19 protein-coding genes and 1 pseudogene are annotated in these 20938 nt (G+C 70.0%); 14 read left to right on the top strand and 6 right to left on the bottom strand.

What is annotated here, in order from left to right; translation table 11 throughout:
• The 7 genes and pseudogenes from AB0J74_RS03595 to AB0J74_RS03625 form a co-directional block, all read left to right on the top strand.
• Positions 1 to 368, top strand: a pseudogene (locus AB0J74_RS03595) (hypothetical protein); the annotation flags it as partial.
• 69 nt (positions 369 to 437) lie between these two features.
• On the top strand, positions 438 to 1352 hold the full coding sequence (locus AB0J74_RS03600; RefSeq protein WP_363444104.1) for an ABC transporter ATP-binding protein: 915 nt from the start codon (positions 438 to 440) through the stop codon (positions 1350 to 1352).
• Positions 1349 to 2179, top strand: coding sequence for an ABC transporter permease (locus tag AB0J74_RS03605; RefSeq protein ID WP_363444107.1), 831 nt, complete (start codon positions 1349 to 1351; stop codon positions 2177 to 2179). Before AB0J74_RS03600 ends, AB0J74_RS03605 begins: the two co-directional genes overlap by 4 nt.
• Positions 2180 to 2313: 134 nt before the next feature.
• Positions 2314 to 6090 (top strand): multifunctional oxoglutarate decarboxylase/oxoglutarate dehydrogenase thiamine pyrophosphate-binding subunit/dihydrolipoyllysine-residue succinyltransferase subunit, encoded by a 3777-nt coding sequence (locus tag AB0J74_RS03610; RefSeq protein WP_363444109.1) that lies wholly within the window; start codon positions 2314 to 2316, stop codon positions 6088 to 6090.
• 4 nt (positions 6091 to 6094) lie between these two features.
• Positions 6095 to 6271, top strand: coding sequence for a DUF6104 family protein (locus tag AB0J74_RS03615; protein WP_363444112.1), 177 nt, complete (start codon positions 6095 to 6097; stop codon positions 6269 to 6271).
• A 47-nt stretch (positions 6272 to 6318) separates the two neighbouring features.
• Complete coding sequence (gene pta / locus AB0J74_RS03620) at positions 6319 to 8361, top strand: phosphate acetyltransferase (protein ID WP_363444115.1); 2043 nt, start codon at positions 6319 to 6321, stop codon at positions 8359 to 8361.
• Complete coding sequence (locus AB0J74_RS03625; RefSeq protein WP_363444118.1) at positions 8358 to 9560, top strand: acetate kinase; 1203 nt, start codon at positions 8358 to 8360, stop codon at positions 9558 to 9560. The genes pta and AB0J74_RS03625 overlap by 4 nt, the downstream gene beginning before the upstream one ends.
• A 20-nt stretch (positions 9561 to 9580) precedes the next feature.
• Here the strand turns inward: AB0J74_RS03625 and AB0J74_RS03630 are convergent, their stop codons facing one another.
• A complete protein-coding gene (locus AB0J74_RS03630; RefSeq protein ID WP_363444121.1) occupies positions 9581 to 9760 on the bottom strand; it encodes a hypothetical protein in 180 nt (59 codons plus the stop codon).
• Positions 9761 to 9846: 86 nt separating this feature from the next.
• On the opposite strand from AB0J74_RS03630, the gene AB0J74_RS03635 reads away from it, so the two are divergent.
• Together AB0J74_RS03635 and AB0J74_RS03640 are read left to right on the top strand one after the other, a co-directional pair.
• The gene (locus AB0J74_RS03635; RefSeq protein ID WP_363444124.1) at positions 9847 to 10767 is read left to right on the top strand and encodes an alpha/beta hydrolase; all 921 of its coding nucleotides are present in this window, start codon (positions 9847 to 9849) and stop codon (positions 10765 to 10767) included.
• A 61-nt stretch (positions 10768 to 10828) separates the two neighbouring features.
• Entirely contained in the window at positions 10829 to 11887 is a 1059-nt protein-coding gene (locus AB0J74_RS03640) for a chlorophyllase (RefSeq protein WP_363444127.1), read from the top strand.
• 58 nt (positions 11888 to 11945) lie between these two features.
• Here the strand turns inward: AB0J74_RS03640 and AB0J74_RS03645 are convergent, their stop codons facing one another.
• The 3 genes from AB0J74_RS03645 to sodN form a co-directional block, all read right to left on the bottom strand.
• The gene (locus AB0J74_RS03645) at positions 11946 to 13328 is read right to left on the bottom strand and encodes a hypothetical protein (RefSeq protein WP_363444130.1); all 1383 of its coding nucleotides are present in this window, start codon (positions 13326 to 13328) and stop codon (positions 11946 to 11948) included.
• Between the two features lie 1248 nt (positions 13329 to 14576).
• Complete coding sequence (locus tag AB0J74_RS03650; RefSeq protein ID WP_363444133.1) at positions 14577 to 14984, bottom strand: anti-sigma regulatory factor; 408 nt, start codon at positions 14982 to 14984, stop codon at positions 14577 to 14579.
• 90 nt (positions 14985 to 15074) lie between these two features.
• Entirely contained in the window at positions 15075 to 15479 is a 405-nt protein-coding gene (gene sodN, locus AB0J74_RS03655; RefSeq protein WP_363444136.1) for a superoxide dismutase, Ni, read from the bottom strand.
• Positions 15480 to 15566: 87 nt separating this feature from the next.
• On the opposite strand from sodN, the gene AB0J74_RS03660 reads away from it, so the two are divergent.
• From AB0J74_RS03660 to AB0J74_RS03670, 3 genes are all read left to right on the top strand, one after another.
• Positions 15567 to 15890 (top strand): S24/S26 family peptidase, encoded by a 324-nt coding sequence (locus tag AB0J74_RS03660; protein ID WP_363444139.1) that lies wholly within the window; start codon positions 15567 to 15569, stop codon positions 15888 to 15890.
• A gap of 102 nt (positions 15891 to 15992) precedes the next feature.
• On the top strand, positions 15993 to 17195 hold the full coding sequence (locus tag AB0J74_RS03665) for an NADP-dependent malic enzyme (RefSeq protein WP_363444142.1): 1203 nt from the start codon (positions 15993 to 15995) through the stop codon (positions 17193 to 17195).
• A 242-nt stretch (positions 17196 to 17437) separates the two neighbouring features.
• Positions 17438 to 18388, top strand: a complete 951-nt coding sequence (locus AB0J74_RS03670; protein ID WP_363444145.1) for a zinc-binding dehydrogenase — start codon at positions 17438 to 17440, stop codon at positions 18386 to 18388.
• A 3-nt stretch (positions 18389 to 18391) separates the two neighbouring features.
• Here the strand turns inward: AB0J74_RS03670 and AB0J74_RS03675 are convergent, their stop codons facing one another.
• Entirely contained in the window at positions 18392 to 18784 is a 393-nt protein-coding gene (locus tag AB0J74_RS03675; RefSeq protein WP_363444148.1) for a hypothetical protein, read from the bottom strand.
• 94 nt (positions 18785 to 18878) lie between these two features.
• Here AB0J74_RS03675 and AB0J74_RS03680 point away from each other — a divergent pair, with 94 nt between their 5' ends.
• On the top strand, positions 18879 to 19829 hold the full coding sequence (locus tag AB0J74_RS03680; RefSeq protein WP_363444151.1) for a diacylglycerol kinase family protein: 951 nt from the start codon (positions 18879 to 18881) through the stop codon (positions 19827 to 19829).
• Between the two features lie 418 nt (positions 19830 to 20247).
• Complete coding sequence (locus AB0J74_RS03685) at positions 20248 to 20505, top strand: WhiB family transcriptional regulator (RefSeq protein ID WP_116068635.1); 258 nt, start codon at positions 20248 to 20250, stop codon at positions 20503 to 20505.
• Positions 20506 to 20584: 79 nt separating this feature from the next.
• Here the strand turns inward: AB0J74_RS03685 and AB0J74_RS03690 are convergent, their stop codons facing one another.
• Positions 20585 to 20908, bottom strand: coding sequence for a hypothetical protein (locus tag AB0J74_RS03690; protein WP_363444155.1), 324 nt, complete (start codon positions 20906 to 20908; stop codon positions 20585 to 20587).
• Positions 20909 to 20938 lie beyond the last annotated feature (30 nt).

Raw genomic sequence — 20938 nt, forward strand, 5'->3', positions numbered from 1 at the left:
TCACCGACCACCCGTTCCCGACCTGCTACGTCTGCGGCCCGGAGCGCGCCGACGGGCTCCGGATCTTTCCCGGCCCGGTCGGCGACGTGGTCGCGGCACCGTTCGCGGCGCCGGCCGAGGTGCGTCCGGCGACGGTCTGGGCGGCCCTGGACTGCCCCGGCGGCTGGTCGGTGCTCTCACCCGGCCGGGCCTACGTGCTGGGCCGGATGGCCGCGGTGATCACCGAGCTACCGGCCCCGGGCAGCGACAACGTGGTGGTCGGATCGCTCGCGACGACCGAGGGCCGCAAAGCCGCCGTGCACACCGCCCTCTACTCGGCCGGCGGCGAACTGTTGGCACACGCCCGGGCCACCTGGATCGCCATTTAAGGGCGGCGGCTCGACACAGCTCACCGGTATGGTGTGGCGGCCACGCCACCTTGGGGGGAAGGGAGTGAGATGTCCGACGGCCAGATAGCGGTCTCCGGTCTCACCAAACGCTATAAGAATCTGCTCGCCGTCGACGGACTCTCGTTCACCGTTCAGTCGGGCCGGGTCACCGGCTTCCTCGGCCCCAACGGGGCCGGCAAGACCACCACGCTGCGCATGCTGCTCAACCTGGTGACACCCACGGCCGGCACGGCCACCATCGGCGGCAGCCGCTACGCCGACCTGACCGACCCGGTGCGCACCGTCGGCGCGGTGCTCGAGGCGTCGGCCGCTCACCGCGGCCGCACGGGCCGCAACCACCTGCGGGTGCTCTGCGCCGCGGCCGGGCTCCCCGACCAGCGGGCCGACGAGGTGCTCGAGCTGGTCGGCCTCACGCCGGCGGCCAAGCGCAAGTTCAAGGGCTACTCGCTCGGCATGCGCCAGCGGCTGGGCATCGCGGCCGCGATGCTCGGCGACCCGAAGGTGCTGATCCTCGACGAGCCCGCCAACGGCCTCGACCCCGAGGGCATCCGCTGGATGCGCGGCTTCCTCCAGGGTCTGGCCAAGCAGGGCCGCACCGTGCTGGTCTCCAGCCACCTGCTCTCCGAGATGGAGCTGCTGGCCGACGACATCGTGATCATCGCGGCCGGCAAGCTGGTCCGGCAGGGCCCGGTCGGCGAGGTGCTGGCGTCGATGTCCACCTCGGCACACGTCCGGGTCCGCACGCCGCAGGCCGAGGCGCTGACCACGGCACTGGCCGGCATCCCCGGCACGGCCGTAACCCCGCGGGCCGACGGCACGCTGCTGATCACCGGCGTCGAGGCCCCCGCGGTGGGCAAGGCCGCGCTGGCCGCCGGCGTCGAGTTGCACGAGTTGACCCCCGAGCGCCCCGACCTCGAAGGCGTGTTCCTGGAGCTCACGGCCGGAAAGGCGGGCATCCGATGAGGCTGGTCAAGGCCGAGTTCCGCAAGCTGCTGACCACCAACACGTGGTGGCTCTTCGCCCTGGGCGCGGTCGTGACCTGGGCCGCGACGTTCGCGCTCAACGCGCTGTTCGCACACTTCACGCTGACCCAGGCGCCGCCGACCGACATGTCGCCGGAAGACGCGGCCAACCTGGCGGCCGTCAGCGACCAGGTCTACCAGGCGGCCAACCTCTACACGTCGGGCCAGTTCTGCGGCCTGTTGTTCGTGGTGGTGCTCGGCATTCTGATGGTCACCAACGAGTTCCACCACCAGACCGCGACCGCGACGTTCCTGGCGACGCCGCACCGCACCTCGGTGATCAGCGCCAAGCTGGGCGTGGCCTCGATCATCGGAGTGCTGTTCTGGCTGATCACGACCGCGCTCGACATCCCGGCCACGATGATCTTCTTCCAGACCGAGAACATGTCGAGTCACCTCGGCGACTCGTCCGTGCAGCGGGCCATCCTGCTCAACGGCCTGGCCTACCTGCTCTGGGGGATCTTCGGTGTCGGGATCGGCGTGTTGATGCGCAGCCAGATCGCGGCAACCGTCACAGCGGTGCTGGCCTACGTGCTCGGCACCGCGATCGTCGGCTTTTTGTTCACGCTGCTTTCCCAGTCGCTCGACCAGCCGTGGATCAAGGATGTGCAATACGCACTGCCGTCGATCGCATCCGGCCTGATGGTCGCCGGCACCGACCTGCCCGACCAGCCGTCCTACTGGGTCGGCGGGGTGATCCTGGTGGCCTGGGCCGTCGTCACCGGCGCGATCGGCACCCTGATCACACGCACGCGCGACATCTCCTAACGACCTTCCCGCGTTTTAACCTGTGAGACGTGACACGGACGGACGTCGGCGACGGCCGTCCATGTCGCGCGGCGTAGCCTTGGATTCGACTTCTCACACATACACACAGCGCGCGGAAGAGGCGATTACCGGCCGTGTCGAGCCAGCAGACATCCGAGAACCCACTGGCGGGTTTCGGCCCCAACGAGTGGATCGTCGACGAGATGTACCAGCGCTATCTCGCGGATCCGAAGAGCGTAGACCCGGCGTGGCACGACTTTTTCGCCGACTATCGCCCCGACGGTGACGGCTCGTCGCCCACCCAGGCCACCGCCGCGACCGCGAAGCAGAGCGCGGCCCGTGCCGGCACCGACGCCCCCGGTGCGGCCACCTCCCCCGAGCCCCGCGCGACCGACGCGAAGCCCGCTGCCAAGACCCCGGCAACTGCGAAGAGTGACGGCAAGGTGGAAACCGGCGCGAAGGCCGTGAAGGCCCCGGCGCAGCCGCGCGCCACCACCCCGGCCCCGGCCAAGACTTCTCCTCCCGCCAAGTCGGAGGCGGCGCCCGTATCAGACAAGGCTGCCGAGACCACCCCCCTGCGTGGCGTGGCCGCGCGCATCGTCCAAAATATGGACGCCTCGCTCGCGGTCCCGACCGCGACCAGCGTCCGGGCCGTGCCCGCGAAGCTCCTGGTCGACAACCGCATCGTGATCAACAACCACCTGGCCCGCGGCCGGGGTGGCAAGGTCTCCTTCACCCACCTGATCGGTTGGGCCATGGTCCGCGCGCTGCGCGAGATCCCGGAGATGAACAACTCGTTCACCGAGGTCGGCGGCAAGCCCGCGGTCGTCCAGCCCAACCACGTCAACCTGGGCATCGCGATCGACCTCAAGCGTCCCGACGGCACCCGCACGCTGGTCGTGCCGTCGATCAAGGGCGCCGAGACCATGGACTTCCGGCAGTTCTGGCAGGCCTACGAAGACATCGTGCGGCGGGCCCGGCGCAACGAGTTGACCATGGACGACTACGCCGGCACGACGATCTCGCTGACCAACCCCGGCGGCATCGGCACCGTGCACTCGCAGCCCCGGCTGATGGTCGGTCAGGGCACGATCATCGGCGTCGGCGCGATGGAATACCCGGCCCCGTACGCCGGCATGTCCGAGGAGCGGCTGGCCGACCTGGCCGTCAGCAAGATCATTACGCTGACCAGCACCTACGACCACCGGATCATCCAGGGTGCGCAGTCCGGCGAGTTCCTCAAGGCGATCCACGAGCTGGTGCTCGGCGAGCGCGGCTTCTACGACCAGATCTTCACCTCGCTGCGGATCCCCTACGAGCCGGTCCGCTGGATGCGCGACGTCGCGGTCAGCTCCGAGGGCGCGATCGACAAGACCGCGCGGGTGATCGAGCTGATCCACGCCTACCGGGTGCGCGGGCACCTGATGGCCGACACCGACCCGCTCGAGTTCAAGATGCGCCGCCACCCCGACCTCGACGTGTTGCAGCACGACCTGACCCTGTGGGACCTCGACCGCAGCTTCCCGGTCGGCGGCTTCGCGGGCAAGCAGACGCTCAAGCTGCGTGACATCCTCGGCGTCCTGCGCGACAGCTACTGCCGCCGGGTCGGCATCGAATACATGCACATCCAGGACCCGGAAGAGCGGCGCTGGATCCAGGACCGGATAGAGCGGAAGTACGAGAAGCCGACGCCGGAGGAGCAGAAGCACATCCTCAACCGGCTCAACGCGGCCGAGGCGTTCGAAACCTTCCTGCAGACGAAGTACGTGGGCCAGAAGCGCTTCTCGCTCGAAGGTGGCGAGTCACTGATCCCGCTGCTCGACGAGGTGCTGCAGACCGCCGCCGAGAGCGACCTCGACGAGGTCGTGATCGGCATGGCCCACCGCGGCCGGCTCAACGTGCTCGCCAACATCGTCGGCAAGCCCTACGAGAAGATCTTCTCCGAGTTCGAGGGGCACATCGACCCGAAGTCGGCGCACGGCTCCGGCGACGTGAAATACCACCTCGGCCAGAACGGCAAGTTCACGACGCCCGACGGTGAGCACGCGATCAGCGTCTCGGTGACCGCCAACCCGTCGCACCTCGAAGCCGTCGACCCGGTGATGGAGGGCATCGTGCGGGCCAAGCAGGACCGCATCGACCTCAAGCTGGAGGGCTACACCGTCCTACCGCTGGCCATCCACGGCGACGCGGCGTTCGCGGGCCAGGGCGTGGTCGCCGAGACGCTCAACCTGTCGCAGCTGCGCGGCTACCGCACCGGCGGCACCGTGCACGTCGTGGTCAACAACCAGGTCGGCTTCACCACCGCGCCGGAATACTCGCGCTCGTCGCTCTACTCGACCGACGTCGCCCGGATGATCCAGGCGCCGATCTTCCACGTCAACGGCGACGACCCCGAGGCCGTCGTCCGGGTCGCCCGGCTGGCGTTCGAATACCGCCAGGCGTTCAACAAGGACGTGGTCATCGACCTGGTCTGCTACCGGCGGCGCGGGCACAACGAGGGCGACGACCCCTCGATGACCAACCCGCTGATGTACGCGATCATCGACCAGAAGCGCTCGGTCCGGAAGCTCTACACCGAGGAGCTGATCGGTCGCGGCGACATCACCGTCGAAGACGCCGAAGAGCTGCTGCGCGACTACCAGGCCCAGCTCGAGCAGGTGTTCAAGGCGACCCGCGACGCGGCGGCCAGCGGCACCCGGCCGGTCCGCAGCCGCCAGCCCGAGCCGGAGCCGGCGGTCGAGACCGCCGTCACGGTCGAGGCGGTCCGCGCGGTCGGCGAGGCACACGTCAACCTGCCGGAGGGCTTCACCCCGCACAAGCGGCTCCAGCAACTGCTCGACCGGCGCCACAAGATGTCCGTCGAGGGTCACATCGACTGGGGCTTCGGCGAGATCATCGCGTTCGGCACGCTGCTGGCCGACGGGCTGACGGTCCGGCTGGCCGGGCAAGACTCGCGGCGCGGCACGTTCGTGCAGCGGCACGCCTCGGTCGTCGACGCCGACACCGGCAAAGACTTCCTACCGCTCAACACCCTCACCAAGGACCGGGCCCGGCTCTTCATCCACGACTCGCTGCTCTCCGAGTACGCGGCGATGGGCTTCGAGTACGGCTACTCGGTGGAGAACACCGAGGCGCTGGTGCTCTGGGAAGCCCAGTTCGGCGACTTCGCCAGCGGTGCCCAGTCGGTGATCGACGAGTTCGTCACCTCGGGCGAGGTCAAGTGGGGCCAGCAGTCGGCGCTGACGCTGCTGCTCCCGCACGGCCACGAGGGCCAGGGTCCCGACCACACGTCCGGCCGGCCCGAGCGCTGGCTGCAGATGTGCGCCGAAGACAACATGCGGGTGGCCATCCCGACCACCCCGGCCAACTACTTCCACCTGTTGCGCCGGCAGGCCCTCTCACCGAAGCGCAAGCCGCTGGTGGTCTTCACGCCCAAGTCGCTGCTGCGGCACAAGCTGGTCGTCTCGGCGGTCGAAGACTTCACCACCGGCACATTCCAGCCCGTCATCCCCGACACCAGCGGGCTCGACCCGGCCGGGGTGCGGCGGGTGCTGCTGTGCTCCGGCAAGCTCTACTACGACCTGGTGCAGGCCCGCGCCGACCGGAAGATCACCGACACCGCGCTGGTGCGGATGGAGCAGCTCTACCCGCTCCCGGTCGACGAGGTCAAGGCGGCGCTGGCGCAGTTCCCCAACGCGGTCGACTTCGCCTGGGTCCAGGAAGAGCCGGCCAACCAGGGTGCCTGGTCGTTCGTCGCGCTCAACCTGCTCGAGCACCTCGAGGGCGTGCGGCTGCGGCGGATCTCCCGCCCGGCGGCCGCGGCGCCGTCGGTCGGCTCGACCCGCCTGCACGACGCCGAGCAGAGCGCGCTGGTGGAGGCGGCACTGCCCCGGCCGGCCGAAGGGTGAGGCGGTGTACTTCACCGACCGCGGGATCGAGGAGCTGACCGAGCGCCGGGGTGGCGAGACGGTGTCGCTGGAGTGGGTCGCCGACCGGCTCCGCGACTTCGTCGACGACAACCCGGAGTTCGAGACGCCGATGGAGCGCTTCGCCACCTGGCTGGCGCGCCTCGACGACGACGAAGACTGACGCGCTGATCACTGCGCCCCACGGACCCGGCTAGGTAGGTTGGGTCCGTGGGGCGCAGTGTCTATATCGCCGGTTTTGGCGAAGGTGGCGGCAAGTCGACGGTGGCACTCGGTTTGGCCGAGCTGCTCTCCCGACAGGTCGGTCGGATCGGCGCGTTCCGGCCACTGGTCACCAGACCCGGGCACGACCCGATCCTCGACCTGCTGCGCGAGCGCTACGGCATCGCGCTGCCCGCGACCGACCTGCACGGCATGACCTACGCCGAGGCCGGCGCGCTGGCGGCCGCCGGCAAGCGCGAAGAGCTGATCTCCCGGATCGTCGAGCGCTACCGCGCCGTCGAGCGCCAGGTGCCGGCGATGGTGGTGATCGGCAGCGACCTGGAAGACAGCGACGACCCGCGCCAGCTCGGCTTCAACGCCCGGCTGGCGACGGAGTTGGGCAGCGTGGCCGTCGCCGTGGTCGACGGGCAGACCGACGACCCGGCGTCGGCGATGAGCACGGCCTACCACAGCCTGACCGACCTGGGCGCCACCGTGCTCGCGGTGATCGCCAACCGGGCGCCGGCCGGTGTCGCGCCGCCCACGCTGCCGGTCCCCGCCTACGTGATCCCCGAGGTCCCGACGGTGTCCGCACCGACGGTCGGCGAGGTGGCCACCGCGCTGGGTGCCACGGTGCTGGCCGGCGACGCCCGCGCGCTCGACCGCGACGTGCTCGACCTGGTCGTCGGCGGCGCACACGTGCCGGCGTTCCTCGACCACCTGACCGACGGCTGCCTGGTGATCACCCCCGGCGACCGGGCCGACCTGCTGCTCGCCGCGTCGAGCGCGCACGCCAGCGGGATGGTATCGGTGGCCGGCGTGATGCTGACCCTCGGCGAGCGACCCGACGAGCGGGTGATGAAGCTGATCGACCGCCTCGAGACCGGCCTCGCGGTGTGTTCGGTGCAGTCCGACAGCTACCACACGATCGCGGCCGCGTCCCGGATCGAGGGCCGGCCGAGTGCCAGCAGCCCGCGCAAGGTGGAGGCCGCGCTCGGCGCCTTCGAGTCGCATGTGGACACCGCAGCGCTTGCCGACCGGCTCCAGGTGGCGCGCTCCGCGCGGGTCACCCCGCTGATGTTCGAATACGACCTGATCGACCGGGCCCGCTCGGCCCGCCGCCGGCTCGTGCTGCCCGAGGGCACCGAGGAACGGATCCTGCGCGCGTCGGAGATCCTGCTCCGCCGCGGCGTCGCCGACCTGACCCTGCTGGGCGGCGCGGACGACATCGCCCGCCGAACACGCGAACTCGGCGTCGACCTGTCCGGCGCGACGATCGTCGACCCGGCGACCAGCCCGTGGCGCGACGAGTTCGCGGCCACCTACGCGCAACTGCGGTCACACAAGGGCGTCACCCTCGACCTGGCGCACGACGTGGTGGCCGACCCCAACTATTTCGGCACCCTGATGGTGCTGGCCGGCCAGGCCGACGGCATGGTCTCCGGCTCGACACACACCACGGCCGCGACGATCCGCCCGGCCTTCGAGGTGATCAAAACCGTACCCGGTGTGTCGGTCGCGTCCAGTGTCTTCTTCATGCTGCTCGCCGACCGGGTGCTGGTCTACGGCGACTGCGCCGTCAATCCCGACCCGGACGCCGCGCAACTGGCCGACATCGCACTGTCCAGTGCGGACACCGCGGCCGCGTTCGGCATCGCGCCGCGGGTGGCGATGCTGTCGTATTCCACCGGCACCTCGGGCAGCGGCGCCGACGTCGACAAGGTGGCCGAGGCGACCGCTCTGGTCCGCGCCCGCCGCCCCGAGTTGCCGGTGGAGGGGCCGATCCAATACGACGCGGCGATCGACGCCGAGGTGGCGGCGGCGAAACTGCCGGACAGCGAGGTGGCCGGCCACGCGACGGTCTTCATCTTCCCGGACCTCAACACGGGCAACAACACCTACAAGGCGGTGCAGCGCTCGGCCGGCGCCGTCGCCGTCGGCCCGGTCATGCAGGGCCTGCGCCGCCCGGTCAACGACCTGTCCCGCGGCGCCACGGTCAAAGACATCGTCAACACGGTGGCCATCACAGCGATCCAGGCAGCGGCCCGGTGACCCGCGTCCTGGTCCTCAACTGCGGCTCGTCGTCGGTCAAGTACCGGCTCTTCGACGTGCCGCCGAACGCCCAGGCCGGCGCCGGCGCCGGCACTGCCGCCGCCGCACCGGGCGGTGCCGGGGAGGTGGCGGCGCCGCTCGTGGTCGCGACCGGAGTCGTCGAGCAGATCGGCGAACGGGTGCCCGGCGCGCCGCGCGACCACGCCGAGGCGCTGGCCGCCGTGATGTCCGACCTTCCGCTGGAGGGTCTGACCGCCGTCGGCCACCGCGTCGTCCACGGTGGACTGACGTTCACCACGCCGGCGCTGGTCGACGACGCGGTGCTCGCGGCGATCGCCGACCTCGTGCCGCTGGCGCCGCTGCACAACCCGGCCAACCTCGCGGGCATCGAGGTCGCCCGGGCGCTCCTGCCGGGCACCCCGCAGGTCGCGGTCTTCGACACCGCCTTCCACCGCACGCTCGCGCCGGCCGCGAGCACCTACGCGATCGACGCCGCCACGGCGGAGCGCTACGGGATCCACCGCTACGGCTTCCACGGCACGTCGCACGCGATCGTGTCGCGACGCACGGCCGCGCTGCTCGGCCGGCCGCTCGACGAGGTCAACACGATCACCCTGCACCTCGGCAACGGTGCCAGCGCCTGCGCCGTCGAGGGCGGCCGCAGCGTCGCCACCTCGATGGGCCTGTCGCCATTGGAGGGCCTGGTCATGGGCACCCGCAGCGGCGACCTCGACCCCGCGATCATCTTCCACCTGCATCGGGTGGCCGGCATGCCGTTCGCCGAGATCGACAACCTGCTCAACCGCCGCAGCGGGCTCACCGGCCTGGCCGGCGTGAACGACATGCGAACCTTGCTGACCCGGCGGGCGGCCGGCGACCGGGCGGCCGCGCTCGCGTTCGACGTCTACTGCCGGCGGATCAGGTCCTACGTGGGCGCCTACTACGCCGAACTGGGCCGGCTGGACGCGATCACGTTCACGGCGGGTGTGGGTGAGAACGCGCCGGCCGTACGCGCGGCCGCGTTGACCGGTCTTGATCGTCTTGGTATCGCGGTCGACCCGGCACGCAACGACTCGCCCGAACGCGGGGCGCGCGTCATCTCGCCACCGGAGGCGCCGGTAGCGGTGTGCGTCGTGCCCACCGACGAGGAGTGGGAGATCGCCAGCCAGACGCTCGCCGTCGTGGCCGGGCCTCGTTGAGGGGTCGGAGAGTTAAGGCGTCAGAGCGCTAGCACCAGGACGACGATCACGACAACGGCGAGAACCGCGCCGCCGATGATCAGTGGCATGCGGTTGGCCGCCGGGGCGGGAGTTGCACCAGGGGTGGACGCCGTGTCGTCGCTCGCGAAGGCGCGGAACGCCTCCGTGTTGCCACTCGGGTCCCGGTAGTCGTCAGACATGCGAACGACCTTAGCGAACCGCATCGACCACCCCAAACACCGAAAAGGCTGACGTCTGTCCGGTTCCCAGCACTTACCGTGTGCTCATGGGGGGAAGGCGGTCCGTACTCGCATTGGTCGCCTTGCTGCTGTTGTTCGCTATATCGGCATTTGTCCCGGCAGCGGCCGCACCCGGCGACACGGCGGTCGACGCGCCCGGCGCCTATCCGGTGGGCGTCCGCACGCTGGCCCTCTCCCGCGGCCCGGACCGACCGCTGCCCACCACGGTCTGGTACCCGGCGGCCCTGTCCGCCGGCCGCCCCGGCACAGGAGCGGTGACCCGCGACGCGGCGGTCGCCCCCGGCCGCTTCCCGTTGGTCATCTTCAGCCACGGCCTGCAGAGCCGGCCGGAAGACCACGTGCAGATGACCACCCGCTGGGCCGCCGCCGGCTTCGTGGTGATCGCCCCCGCGTTCCCGCACACGAAGAAGGACGCCCCCGGCTACACCCGCGACGACCTGCCCAACCAGCCGGCCGACGCCTGGGCCGCGGTGGTCGCCGTGAGTGGTTTGGACGCCACGGTTGGCGACCTGTTCGCCGGCCACCTGGACACCCGCGACGTGGTGGCCGCCGGCCACTCGGGAGGCGCCTACACCGCGGCGGCGATGTTCCAGCAGGGCCACTCCCCCCGCCTGAAGGGCGCGATCGTCATCGCCGGGGCCCGCCCCCGCTTCGAGTTCGGCGGCCCGCCCGCGGCCATGCTCTTCATCCACGGCGACGCCGACCCGACGGTCCCCTACGCCACCGGCCGCTCGGTCTTCGCCCGCGTCCCGTGGGACAAGGGCTTCCTGACCCTGCACGGGCTCAACCACGGCTCCTACCTGAGCCCGGGGCGCCCAGGCTTCACCGAGGTCATGGCGTCCACCACCGAGTTCCTCCGCTGGCGCCTCGACGGCGACAAACACGCCCGCTGTGCGCCGGGCCCGCTACGCACCACCTTCGGCCCCGACAAGGCCCTTTGCGGCTGACTATCGAGCGTCTCCGGTCCGGCCGCCAAGCTGGCGTGACCAGCGACGCTAGGGTCGGCGAATGACCTCGGACAACGGCCTGCCCGGTACCACCGCGCCCATCGACGCGGCGGCCGGCGCGCTCGGGTCCACCGCCCCGGCCCGCCGGGGCGATGACACGCCCGGCCGCCGGGTCGACGGGGGCTCGGCGCGGCGGCGGGTCGCGGCCGGGCTGCTGGCGGCCGTGCTGGGTGCGGCCGCGCTGGCCGGGTGCGGTGCCGACGCGCGGCAGGTGACGCCGGTCTTTCGGACGCCGGCCGCCTCGCCCGGCGTCGTCTCGGCGAGCCCGACCCCGTACCAGGGCAAGGCCCCGACCAGGTCCTTCGACGTCGACGTCCGGGAACTGGACCTGTCGCGGGAAGGGCGGAAGCTGGCCACGACCGTTTACTACCCCGACGGCGCCGGGCGGTCCCCGGTGGTGTTGTTCAGTCACGGGCTCGGTGGGCTGCCGGCCGACTACGCTCCCCTGCTGCGGCGGTGGGCAGCCGCCGGGTTCGTCGTGGCGGCGCCGGCCTACCCGCATACCAGCGGCGGGGCGTCCGACTACGACGTGCTCGACGTCGTCAACCAGCCGGCCGACGCATCGTTCGTCATCGGGAAGGTGCTCGCCCTCGACGGGCGCCGCGGTGACGCCTTCTTCGAGCACCTCGCCACCGACCGGGTCGCCGCCGCCGGCCACTCCGCCGGCGGTATCACCACCGTCGGGATGTTCACGCTGGCCAGGGATCCGCGGCTCGACGCCGGGATCGTGCTCTCCGGCAACGCGTTAGGTGCGGGCACCGGCTTCCGCGGTGCCGCCGCGCCGATGCTGTTCGTGCACGGCGAGCGGGACGAGACGATTTCGTACGCCTCCGGCAAGGCGGCCTACAAGGCCGTGCCGTGGCCGAAAGCGATGCTGTCCTTCCCGAAGGGTGATCACGGCGCCACCCTGCTGCGCGACGACGGTGCGTCGTTCGAGGTGCTGGCCGACGCGACGACCGAGTTCCTGCGCTACGCGTTGTATGGCGACCCCGCCGCCAAGGGGCGGATCGGGCGGGCCGCCGCCCAGGGTGACGTGGCCACCCTCGACGACCGGCTGTGACAGACGCGAACGCCGGCGAGGTCCGAACTGGACCCCGCCGGCGGCGTCGGGCGGTTCGCTACTTGACCGGCTTACGCGTGTCGGCGAACAGGTTGGTGCTGCTCTCGTAGGAGATGCCGGCCTGGGTGGTGCGGGCGATGACCCCGTAGCGGAAGTCGTGCCCGTAGAGGTTGTCGCGGATCACGATGCCCGACGCGGTGAGGTCGGTACGCACGCCGATCGAGTAGTTGCCGCCGTTGCAGAAGTTCTGCTCGAAGAGCAGGTTGGTGACACTCGGCCCGGTCGTCGACCCGATCATCAGGCAGGCGTTGAACGGGTCTTTGGTGCTCGGGTTGTAGGCCTCGATGGTGTTGTGCCGGACCACGATGTTCTTGCCGGCCGTGGTCTGCATCGCGTCGTTGTGTGAGCCGTCGGCCCGGGTCAGGTGGTGGATCCACGAGTCGATGACCTGGCTGTTGTCGCCCAGCCGCGGGCCGTCGATGGTGTTGAAGATCTCCACCCGCTTCAGCGTGTAGCCGCCGCAGCAAACCGTCGCCGAGTTCTTGCCCGCGCCGTCCATCGTCACGTTCTCGACGAGCAGGTTGGCGTTGGCGTCACTCACCTTGATCGAGTAGTTGCTGGTGCAGGTGATCTTCGAGTTGCGGATCGTCACGTCCTTCGCGGTGACCGTCACGCAGCCCTTGATGTCGAGCCCGCTGACCACCTGGCCGGCCTTCGAGAGGGTGAGCCCACCGGAGGCCTTGAGCGCCAGGCCGTCCGGCACACCGGTGTTGGACGGGCCGGGGAACGAACTCGGAATGCCCGGCCCCTGGCCACCGGCGACCGGCGGCTGCTCGACCGGCTTCGCCGGCGGCTTCGGGGCCGGCGGCTTCGCGGTCGCGGTCGGAGTAGGCGTCGCGGTCGGTGTCGCCGTCGGCTGCGTCGGCGTGGCCGGCGCGGTGGGCAGCGACTCGCCCGCGTTGACGTTGACCTTCTTCCCGTTCCAACTGGAGTCGATGATCGTCGCGGGCAGCGCGTCGGAGTACATGAAGCCGTTGCGGCACCCCTGCAGCTCGACCCGGACGGCCGTGTAGTTGCCGAAGACGATGCCGTTGGTCTTGCTTTCCTGGCAGAAGATCTTCGTGTCTTCAATGCGCGTGCCGTTGAAACCGTCGAACACCCGGAGCGAGTGATAGCCACCGTAGCGAATGGTGGTATTCCGGATGGTGACGTTGTCAGCCTTTACGTAGAGATATCCGTTGATCGTCTGCCCATCGATCACCGTGCCCGCTTTGGTCACGGTGACCGAGCCGGACGACGCGACCGCGACCCCCACGCCGGCGGCCGCGAGGCCGAGCGTGGTCAAGGCCATGACGAGGGCGCGCCCGGGCCGCCGGAAGCCGAAGCGTCCGCCGGAGGTGCGCGGCGCCCGCCTGGTGCCTTTACGCGCTGCCGAGAACATCGAATCAAACTCCTTTGACGAACTTCCGTGGGTTGCCACCGCGGAACGGAGCAGACTTTACCGGCCGCACGGAAACGCGCTGACGGACAAAAAATCCGTTGTGGATCTAGTCTTTAGTGATCCTTAAGAACCCCTTTCTTAACCCTTACCAACCAGATTGCACATTGCTTATAACCAGCATTTGTCCGATTTGAACTCTCCTAAAAGTCCGGTTTCTCGCCAGCCGAGATTGGGGCATCCAGCCAGCCCGTAACCTGCTCCATTTGCCCGGCTCCGACCCCCGTAGCCGGGTTGTCGCCCGTCGCGCGGGAGGGCCCGCGGCGTGACGCTGGCCCTGCGCAGATGAGAGCCGCGCCAGGGCTCGGCGGCCAAGCGTGACCGCGACCGGTGGGCGGAATCGACCTCCAGCGCGAGGTCGGCTCGGCGCCAAACGCCCCGCGCGACCTGCGCGAGCAGAGGGCCTAGCGTTGGTTCGCGACCTACGCGGGCCAAGGGGGCTAGCGCTGGTTCGGGGATTACGCGGGCCAAGGGGGCTTGCGCTGGTTCGGGGATTACGCGGGCCAAGGGGGCTAGCGCTGGTTCGGGGATTACGCGGGCCAAGGGGGCTAGCGCTGGCCGCCGTGTTCATCGAACCCCGTTCGCCGCTTGAGCGCGCCGACGGCACGATCCCGAAGGTGGTGCAGACCACCACCGGCCCGCCGGCCAACCCCGGCGGTGGCGGTGGTGGCGCTCTCGGCTCAGGTTCGCGTGGGCACAGCGGTCACTCCAGCCACAAACCCGCGCTACCAGGCCCACCGCCGGGACTGCCACCCGCGACGGCCCCCAAACCGGGTGCCTGCCGGCGCGTACATGTTTTGGCATGTGACTACATGCCAAAACATGTGCGGCCTGAACAGGACACCAGGTCCGGAGTCGCGTTGTCGCCTCGGCGGCCCGGCAGCACAGCACCAGGCCGGCTTGCAAGCGTTAGCCGCGCGGTCAGGGCCCTGCCGGCTGGCGGGGCCAGCCCGGGCCTGATAGCGCCGCCCGCGAAAGCTGACGGAGCGCCGCGGCCGCCAGCAAGGCGTTTCGGGCCTCTAGCCGCCACCTCGCCACCCCGTCCGCGAAGAGGTGCGCTGCCTGCTGGCCGCTGGCGCGCACGAGACCGATCCGGAGCGCGCGGTGCGCGGCCCCGAAGGCTCGCGAACAACCAGAAACCTCGCCGACAACCAGGCCACGCCGCGACAGGCGGCGGCTATGGCAGGAGGGCTAGCGCCCGATCCGGCGGGTGATCAGGCGGATCGTCGCCCGGCCGTCGAGCACCTCGGCGTGGGCCGACGTGGTCAGCGCCGTCAGCACCTTCCAGGCGAACGAACTCTCCGCCGGCAGCCGGGCGCCACGGACGGTCGGCACCGTCACCTCGACCAGGAGGGCGTCGTCGGTCACCGCGAACCGGCACTCGAGTTCGGCCGCGGGGGTCGCGACGACCAGGAGCATCGCGCAGGCCTCGTCGACCGCGATGCGGAGGTCTTCGATCTCGTCGAGGGCGAACTGCAGGCGGGCGGCGAGCGTGGCCGTCGCGGTGCGCAGGACCCCGAGGTAGCCGCCGTCCGCGGGCACCGCGAGGAGCACGACGTCGTCGTCGACGTTCGTGTCCGAACTTGTCACCTGACTCACCGGTTCGCCATCCCCTCGATCGCGGACTCTACAGCGCCGGCCGGCTCCCCACGCGGGGTGCCGGCCGGTGCATGCGTCGAAGGGGCCCGATCAGGCCTTCTTCGTCTCCCAGAAGATCTTCGCGATCTCGTCGATCTTCGCCAGCAGCTTGTCGCCGTCGGCGGGGTCGACGGACTCCTTGGAGCCGGCGCCACCGGCCAGCTTGGTGGTCTCGTTGAACAGCTGGTGCAGCTGCGGGTACTTCTCGAAGTGCGGCGGCTTGAAGTAGTCGGTCCAGAGCACCCAGAGGTGGTGCTTGACCAGCTCGGAACGCTGCTCCTTGATGATCAAGGCGCGGGTGCGGTAGACCGGGTCCTGGTTGGCCTGGTACTTCTCCATGATCGCCTTGATGGACTCGGCTTCGATCCTGGCTTGCGCCGGGTCGTAGACGCCGCAAGGCAGGTCGCAGTGAGCGCTGACGACGGTGCGCGGCGCAAGGAAACTAGGAAGTCGCATCAGGACTCCTCCACGGGAAGACATACGATGATCCTCGCTGAGGACATTACCCCCGGTGCTGCCTCGAAACGTCGCGGAGGTCCGTTCGTGGCGTCACTTTTCGCCGCTCTCGTGCGGGGTCCGTCGATGGCGCCCACCCTGCGTGACGGTGACGCTCTGTTGGTGCTGCGCGGCGGCCGCGCGATCCGCTCCGGTGACATCGTCGTCGCGACTTTCCGCACGCGACCCGGCCTGCTGGTGGTCAAACGGGCGGTACGGGAGCAGGACGGCGGCTGGTGGTTACGCGGCGACAACGAGTTCGTGACCGACGACTCGCGCGCGTACGGCGTCGCCGACGTGCACGGCCGGGTCCTACTGCGTTACTGGCCGCGGCCAAGTCGGCTCCGGTCAAGCACTATGCTCGACACTTAGCGGGTACCCCCGCTTGCTTCGCCGGTCACCGCTGACCTCGCGTCGAGCCGGCACCTCTCTGCCGGCTGTTTGTCACTTTTCGACGCGAACTGGAGTACCGCAATGACGGCCACAGAGCCCATGGACACTGAGCCCAATGAGGATCGTGTCTTCCAACTGCACCGCGGCGGCAAGATGGCGGTCGCCTCGACCGTGCCGTTGACCAGCCGCGAAGACCTCTCGCTGGCCTACACCCCCGGCGTCGCCCGGGTCTGTGAGGCGATCGCCGCCGACCCCGCCCTGGTCGACGACTACACCTGGGTCGCACACACGGTCGCCGTGGTGACCGACGGTTCGGCCGTGCTCGGTCTCGGCAACATCGGCCCGCGCGCCGCGATGCCGGTGATGGAGGGCAAGGCCGTCCTGTTCAAGCAGTTCGGCCGGGTCGACGCGGTGCCGATCTGCCTCGACACGCAAGACATCGACGGCATCATCGCCACGGTCGCCGCGCTCGCACCGTCGTTCGGCGGCATCAACCTCGAAGACATCAGCGCTCCGCGCTGCTTCGAGATCGAACGCCGCCTCGACGAGATGCTGCCGATCCCGGTCTTCCACGACGACCAGCACGGCACCGCGATCGTGGTGCTCGCCGCGTTGCGCAACGCCGCAACCCTGCTCGAACGCAAGCTCGCCGACCTGCGGGTGGTGGTCAGCGGCGCCGGGGCGGCCGGCATCGCGGTGACCAAGATGCTGGTCGCGGGCGGCGTCAACCCCGCCGAGGTGCTGCTCGTCGACTCGCGGGGCATCCTGCGCTCCGACCGCCCCGACCTGGCCGCGCCGGCGGCGGTCGCGAAGGCCGAAATGGCCGCGATGACCAACCCGCACCGCCGATCCGGCGGCATCGCCGAGGCGCTGGCCGGCGCCGACGTGCTGATCGGCGTCTCCGGCGGCGAGATCCCCGAGTCGGCGGTGGCCACAATGGCCTCCGGCGCCATCGTCTTCGCCCTGGCCAACCCCACCCCCGAGGTGCACCCCAGCATCGCGGCGCGGCACGCGGCCCTGGTCGCCACCGGCCGCAGCGACTTCCCCAACCAGATCAACAACGTGCTCGCCTTCCCGGGCGTCTTCCGCGGCGCCCTCGACGCCCGCGCCACCCGCATCACCGAGGGCATGAAGGTGGCCGCAGCCGACGCCATCGCCGGCGTCGTGGCCGACAACCTCCAACCCGACGCCTTCGTCCCGTCGCCGCTCGACCCACGCGTCGCACCCGCGGTGGCCGCCGCGGTCGCCGACGCCGCCCGCCGCGACGGCGTCTCCCGCGCATAAGAAGCTGTCCCGGGCCCGTCGGGGGCACGACCGTCGCTCCCGCCGGGCACCGCTCCGCTGCCAAGTCCGCGTCCCAGCACCAACCACCGCGCACGCCTTGCTCTGCACCCTTGTGGGAAGCGCCCAACCGCTCGGCCGCTCCCTCCAGGGGTGCAAAGCAAAGCCTCCAACCACACACCCCCCGCCTGCGACGCAGCGGCCAACTCCGACACGGGACGCGCCGAGCGGTTAGATTTCCAACCATGCGCGCTGCCTTCGCCACCCGGTTCGATGACGCCAACCCGCTGTCCGCGCTCGCCGTCGGCGACATGCCCGAGCCCGAGCCGAGAGAGGGTTGGGCCACCGTCGAGGTGCGCACCAGTTCGCTCAACCACCACGATCTCTGGTCGCTGCGCGGCGTCGGCCTGCGTGAGCAGCAACTGCCGATGATCCTCGGCTGCGACGCCGCCGGTATCGCGCCCGGCGGTGAGGAGGTCGTCGTCTACCCGGTGATCACCACTCCGAGCGATCCGCGGGGCTACACGCTGCTTTCCGAGCATTTTCCGGGAACGCTGGCCGAGCGCGTCTCCGTACCCGTCGAGAATCTTGTACCGAAGCCCGCCGACCTGTCCTGGGAAGACGTGGCCTGCCTGCCGACCGCCTGGCTGACCGCCTACCGGATGTTGACCACCAAGGGCCGCGTCGACGAGGCCGATGCCGTGCTCATCCAGGGCGCCGGCGGCGGGGTCGCCACCGCGGCGGCCCTGATCGCGGTCGCCATGGACAAGCGGGTCTACGTCACCAGCCGCGACGCGAAGAAGCGCGAGCGGATCACCGGCATCGGCGCGACCGCCCTCGAGCCCGGCGCGCGACTTCCGGAACGGGTCGGCGTGGTGATCGAGACCGTCGGCGAAGCCACCTTCGAGCACTCGATGAAGGCCTCCGCGCCCGGCGGGCGGATCGTCGTCTCCGGCGCCACGTCCGGCCACCTACCGAAGTTCGACCTGCGCCGGGTGTACGCCATGCAGCTCGAGATCCTGGGCTCCTCCATGGGCAGTCCGGGCGAGCTCGCCGCCCTGCTCGCCTTCTGCGCCGACAAGGCCGTCCGCCCCATCGTCGACCAGGTGGTCCCCTTCTCCGACGTGGAGCGGGCCTTCGAGCACCTGCACCAGGGCAGCGTCTTCGGCAAGATCGTGCTGGATCACACGCGCTAAGGGTCAGCCGACGCCGAGAGCCTTGTTGCTGGCCGGTGCGACCAGCAGGCCACAGATCAGCAGGCCGAGCGCGATCAGCAGGATGCCGAGCCAGGCCAGGCCACCCTGGATCATGTAGTAGCCGACCGCGCAGAGCATGAGTTGCAGGACGATCGCGGGGGCGCGGGCGCCGGCCCGCCCCGCGGCCAGCAGCCGGCCGATGAAGAACAGGGCCACGGCGCCGAACGCGGCGAAGGCCGTGAGCAGCAGCGCCGAGGTCAGGTCGACCGCTTCGGCGGTCGCCGACTCGTAGCCAAGGTAGAGAGTCAGGGCGACCATCCCGGCCGCCTGCGCGAAGAGCAACCACACGGCCGCACGCAGCGTCGACGGCGTGGGCTCGGCGGGGTTCTCGGACACGCCGCCACGATACCGCCGTGCCGTACGACACAGCTGCTCCGGGGCCGCGGGGAAGGCGCACAGAGGGTGACCAGTCGCGGGTACAGTCCGCCACATGCGGGCCCTGCTGGTGGTCAATCCGAAGGCCACCACGACCTCCGAACGCAGCCGTGACGTCTTGATCCGCGCGCTGCGCAGCGCTGTCGACCTGCGGGTCGAGTTCACCCGCCGGCGCGGGCATGCCGTCCGGCTGGTCCGCGAGGCGGCGACACACGGCGTCGACGTCGTCGTGACACTGGGTGGAGACGGAACGGTCAACGAGGCGGTCAACGGGTTGATGGGCGCCTTGCCAGAAATGCCGGCGATGGCCGACGCGCCCCCGGCCGAGCGGTTGCCGGCGCTCGCCGTCGTCCCCGGCGGCTCGACGAACGTGTTCGCCCGGGCGATCGGTCTGCCCAAAGACTGGATAGAAGGCACCGGCGTGATCCTCGAAGGGCTGCGGGCCGGGCGGTCGCGCACCATCGGGCTCGGCCGGGCTGACGATCGCTACTTCACGTTCTGTGCAGGACTCGGTCTCGACGCGGCAGTCATCCGGCGGGTCGAGCGGGCCCGATCGCGGGGCCGGGTGTCAAGCTCGTCACTTTATCTACGGGCGACGCTCGGTGAGTTTCTGGCGACCGACCGGCGCCATCCGGCGATCTCGCTGGAGCGCCCGGCCGAGACGGTGATCGATGAACTGGCTACGGTGATCATCCAGAACACCACCCCGTGGACCTATCTCGGCGATCGCCCCGTAAGCCCCAATCCGGACGCGTCGTTCGACCTCGGACTTGACGTGCTGGCGGTCCGTCAGCTAGCGGTCGCGAAGACAACACGCACAGTCACCCAGATCCTGTCTCCGCGAACTAATCCGCACGGCCGGCAAGTTTTCCAACTCCATGATGTTCACGAATTCACCCTGCTCGCGAGCCGTCCGGAGGCGTTCCAACTAGACGGTGACTATCTCGGTGAGCGGGAAAAAGTCAGATTTACCTCCGTGGCGCAAGCGCTGAGAGTAATCTGCTGAGGAGCGGGTACGACGTGTCGAGGCGCCGATTCTGGCAGCCGCAGGGGTGACACGTGCCGGAAATGCCAGTAATGTGGCCCGGACCGTACTACATTGATTGCGGCTGGCGAAATCCGGGTGCCGGGCACGTGCTCGAAAACCGGACAAAGGGGTCGTGAGCTTGCTCACCCGCTCAGACTTTTTCGTGGCGTCCCCCTTGACATCGCGACAGTTCGTGAAAGTATTCACAAGCGAAAACGAGTTACGGGAACGTTGCCTGCGAGCACCCCGCACGCACCCTCGGCGCCGTTCCTCAGGGCTAATCGCCTGCCCACGCGCTGCCAACGTGGCGGATGCTCACCGTCACGGAGTGCAACGCGCGCGCATATATAGATCCACCCGCATTGTTTGCCATCGCTGAACGAGGAGTGTTGCCGCCATGGACTGGCGCCACCATGCTGCCTGCCGCGACGAAGACCCCGAGCTGTTCTTCCCGATCGGGACGTCCGGCCCGGCTCTGTTGCAGGTCGAGCAGGCCAAGGCCGTCTGCCGGCGGTGCCCCGCGACCGACCAGTGCCTGCAGTGGGCGCTGGAGTCCGGTCAGGACGCCGGCGTGTGGGGCGGGATGAGCGAGGAAGAGCGGCGCGCGGTCAAGCGCCGCGGTGGCCTGCGGGTCCTGCGCGCTCACTCCGCCTGACAAAGAAACACCAGCACGACGCAAGGACGCCCCGGGCAACCGGGGCGTCCTGCGTTTCCGGCTCCCGTACACCTGATGGTCATCTGGCGTTCAGGTCTCCGACCGAGGTGACCTCGCAGGTGCCGGCGGCCGTCGTGATGTCGAGCGAGGTCGTCGTCGCGCGGCGCACCGTCGCGCCTGCGGCAGTGTCGGACACGGTGGTCGCATCCTTCCCGACCACCTTGCCCCTGGCGTCGCGATACTCCCATTCCACCCGGGCCGATCCGGCTACCGGGCCGTCGTTGCGGATGCTCAGCGAGACCGCGACCGACGAGCCATGAAACTGGCACGCGGTCACGTCCACGACGAACTCCGCCTGCTCACCCTTATCGTGCCTGACCCGCAACAGGACGATGAGCGTCACCAGGGCCAACAGGCCCAGGACCGTGAACGC

It is taken from the genome of Asanoa sp. NPDC049573 (assembly GCF_040676615.1).
Taxonomy (GTDB): Bacteria; Actinomycetota; Actinomycetes; order Mycobacteriales; family Micromonosporaceae; genus Asanoa.

Excerpts from the sequence above, each read along its gene's own strand:
- AB0J74_RS03600 (WP_363444104.1), top strand. The coding sequence starts at position 438 with ATGTCCGACGGCCAGATAGCGGTCTCCGGTCTCACCAAACGCTATAAG.
- AB0J74_RS03605 (WP_363444107.1), top strand. The coding sequence starts at position 1,349 with ATGAGGCTGGTCAAGGCCGAGTTCCGCAAGCTGCTGACCACCAACACG.
- AB0J74_RS03630 (WP_363444121.1), bottom strand. The coding sequence starts at position 9,760 with ATGTCTGACGACTACCGGGACCCGAGTGGCAACACGGAGGCGTTCCGC.
- AB0J74_RS03635 (WP_363444124.1), top strand. The coding sequence starts at position 9,847 with ATGGGGGGAAGGCGGTCCGTACTCGCATTGGTCGCCTTGCTGCTGTTG.
- AB0J74_RS03640 (WP_363444127.1), top strand. The coding sequence starts at position 10,829 with ATGACCTCGGACAACGGCCTGCCCGGTACCACCGCGCCCATCGACGCG.
- AB0J74_RS03645 (WP_363444130.1), bottom strand. The coding sequence starts at position 13,328 with ATGTTCTCGGCAGCGCGTAAAGGCACCAGGCGGGCGCCGCGCACCTCC.
- sodN (WP_363444136.1), bottom strand. The coding sequence starts at position 15,479 with ATGCGACTTCCTAGTTTCCTTGCGCCGCGCACCGTCGTCAGCGCTCAC.
- AB0J74_RS03665 (WP_363444142.1), top strand. The coding sequence starts at position 15,993 with ATGACGGCCACAGAGCCCATGGACACTGAGCCCAATGAGGATCGTGTC.
- AB0J74_RS03670 (WP_363444145.1), top strand. The coding sequence starts at position 17,438 with ATGCGCGCTGCCTTCGCCACCCGGTTCGATGACGCCAACCCGCTGTCC.
- AB0J74_RS03680 (WP_363444151.1), top strand. The coding sequence starts at position 18,879 with ATGCGGGCCCTGCTGGTGGTCAATCCGAAGGCCACCACGACCTCCGAA.
- AB0J74_RS03685 (WP_116068635.1), top strand. The coding sequence starts at position 20,248 with ATGGACTGGCGCCACCATGCTGCCTGCCGCGACGAAGACCCCGAGCTG.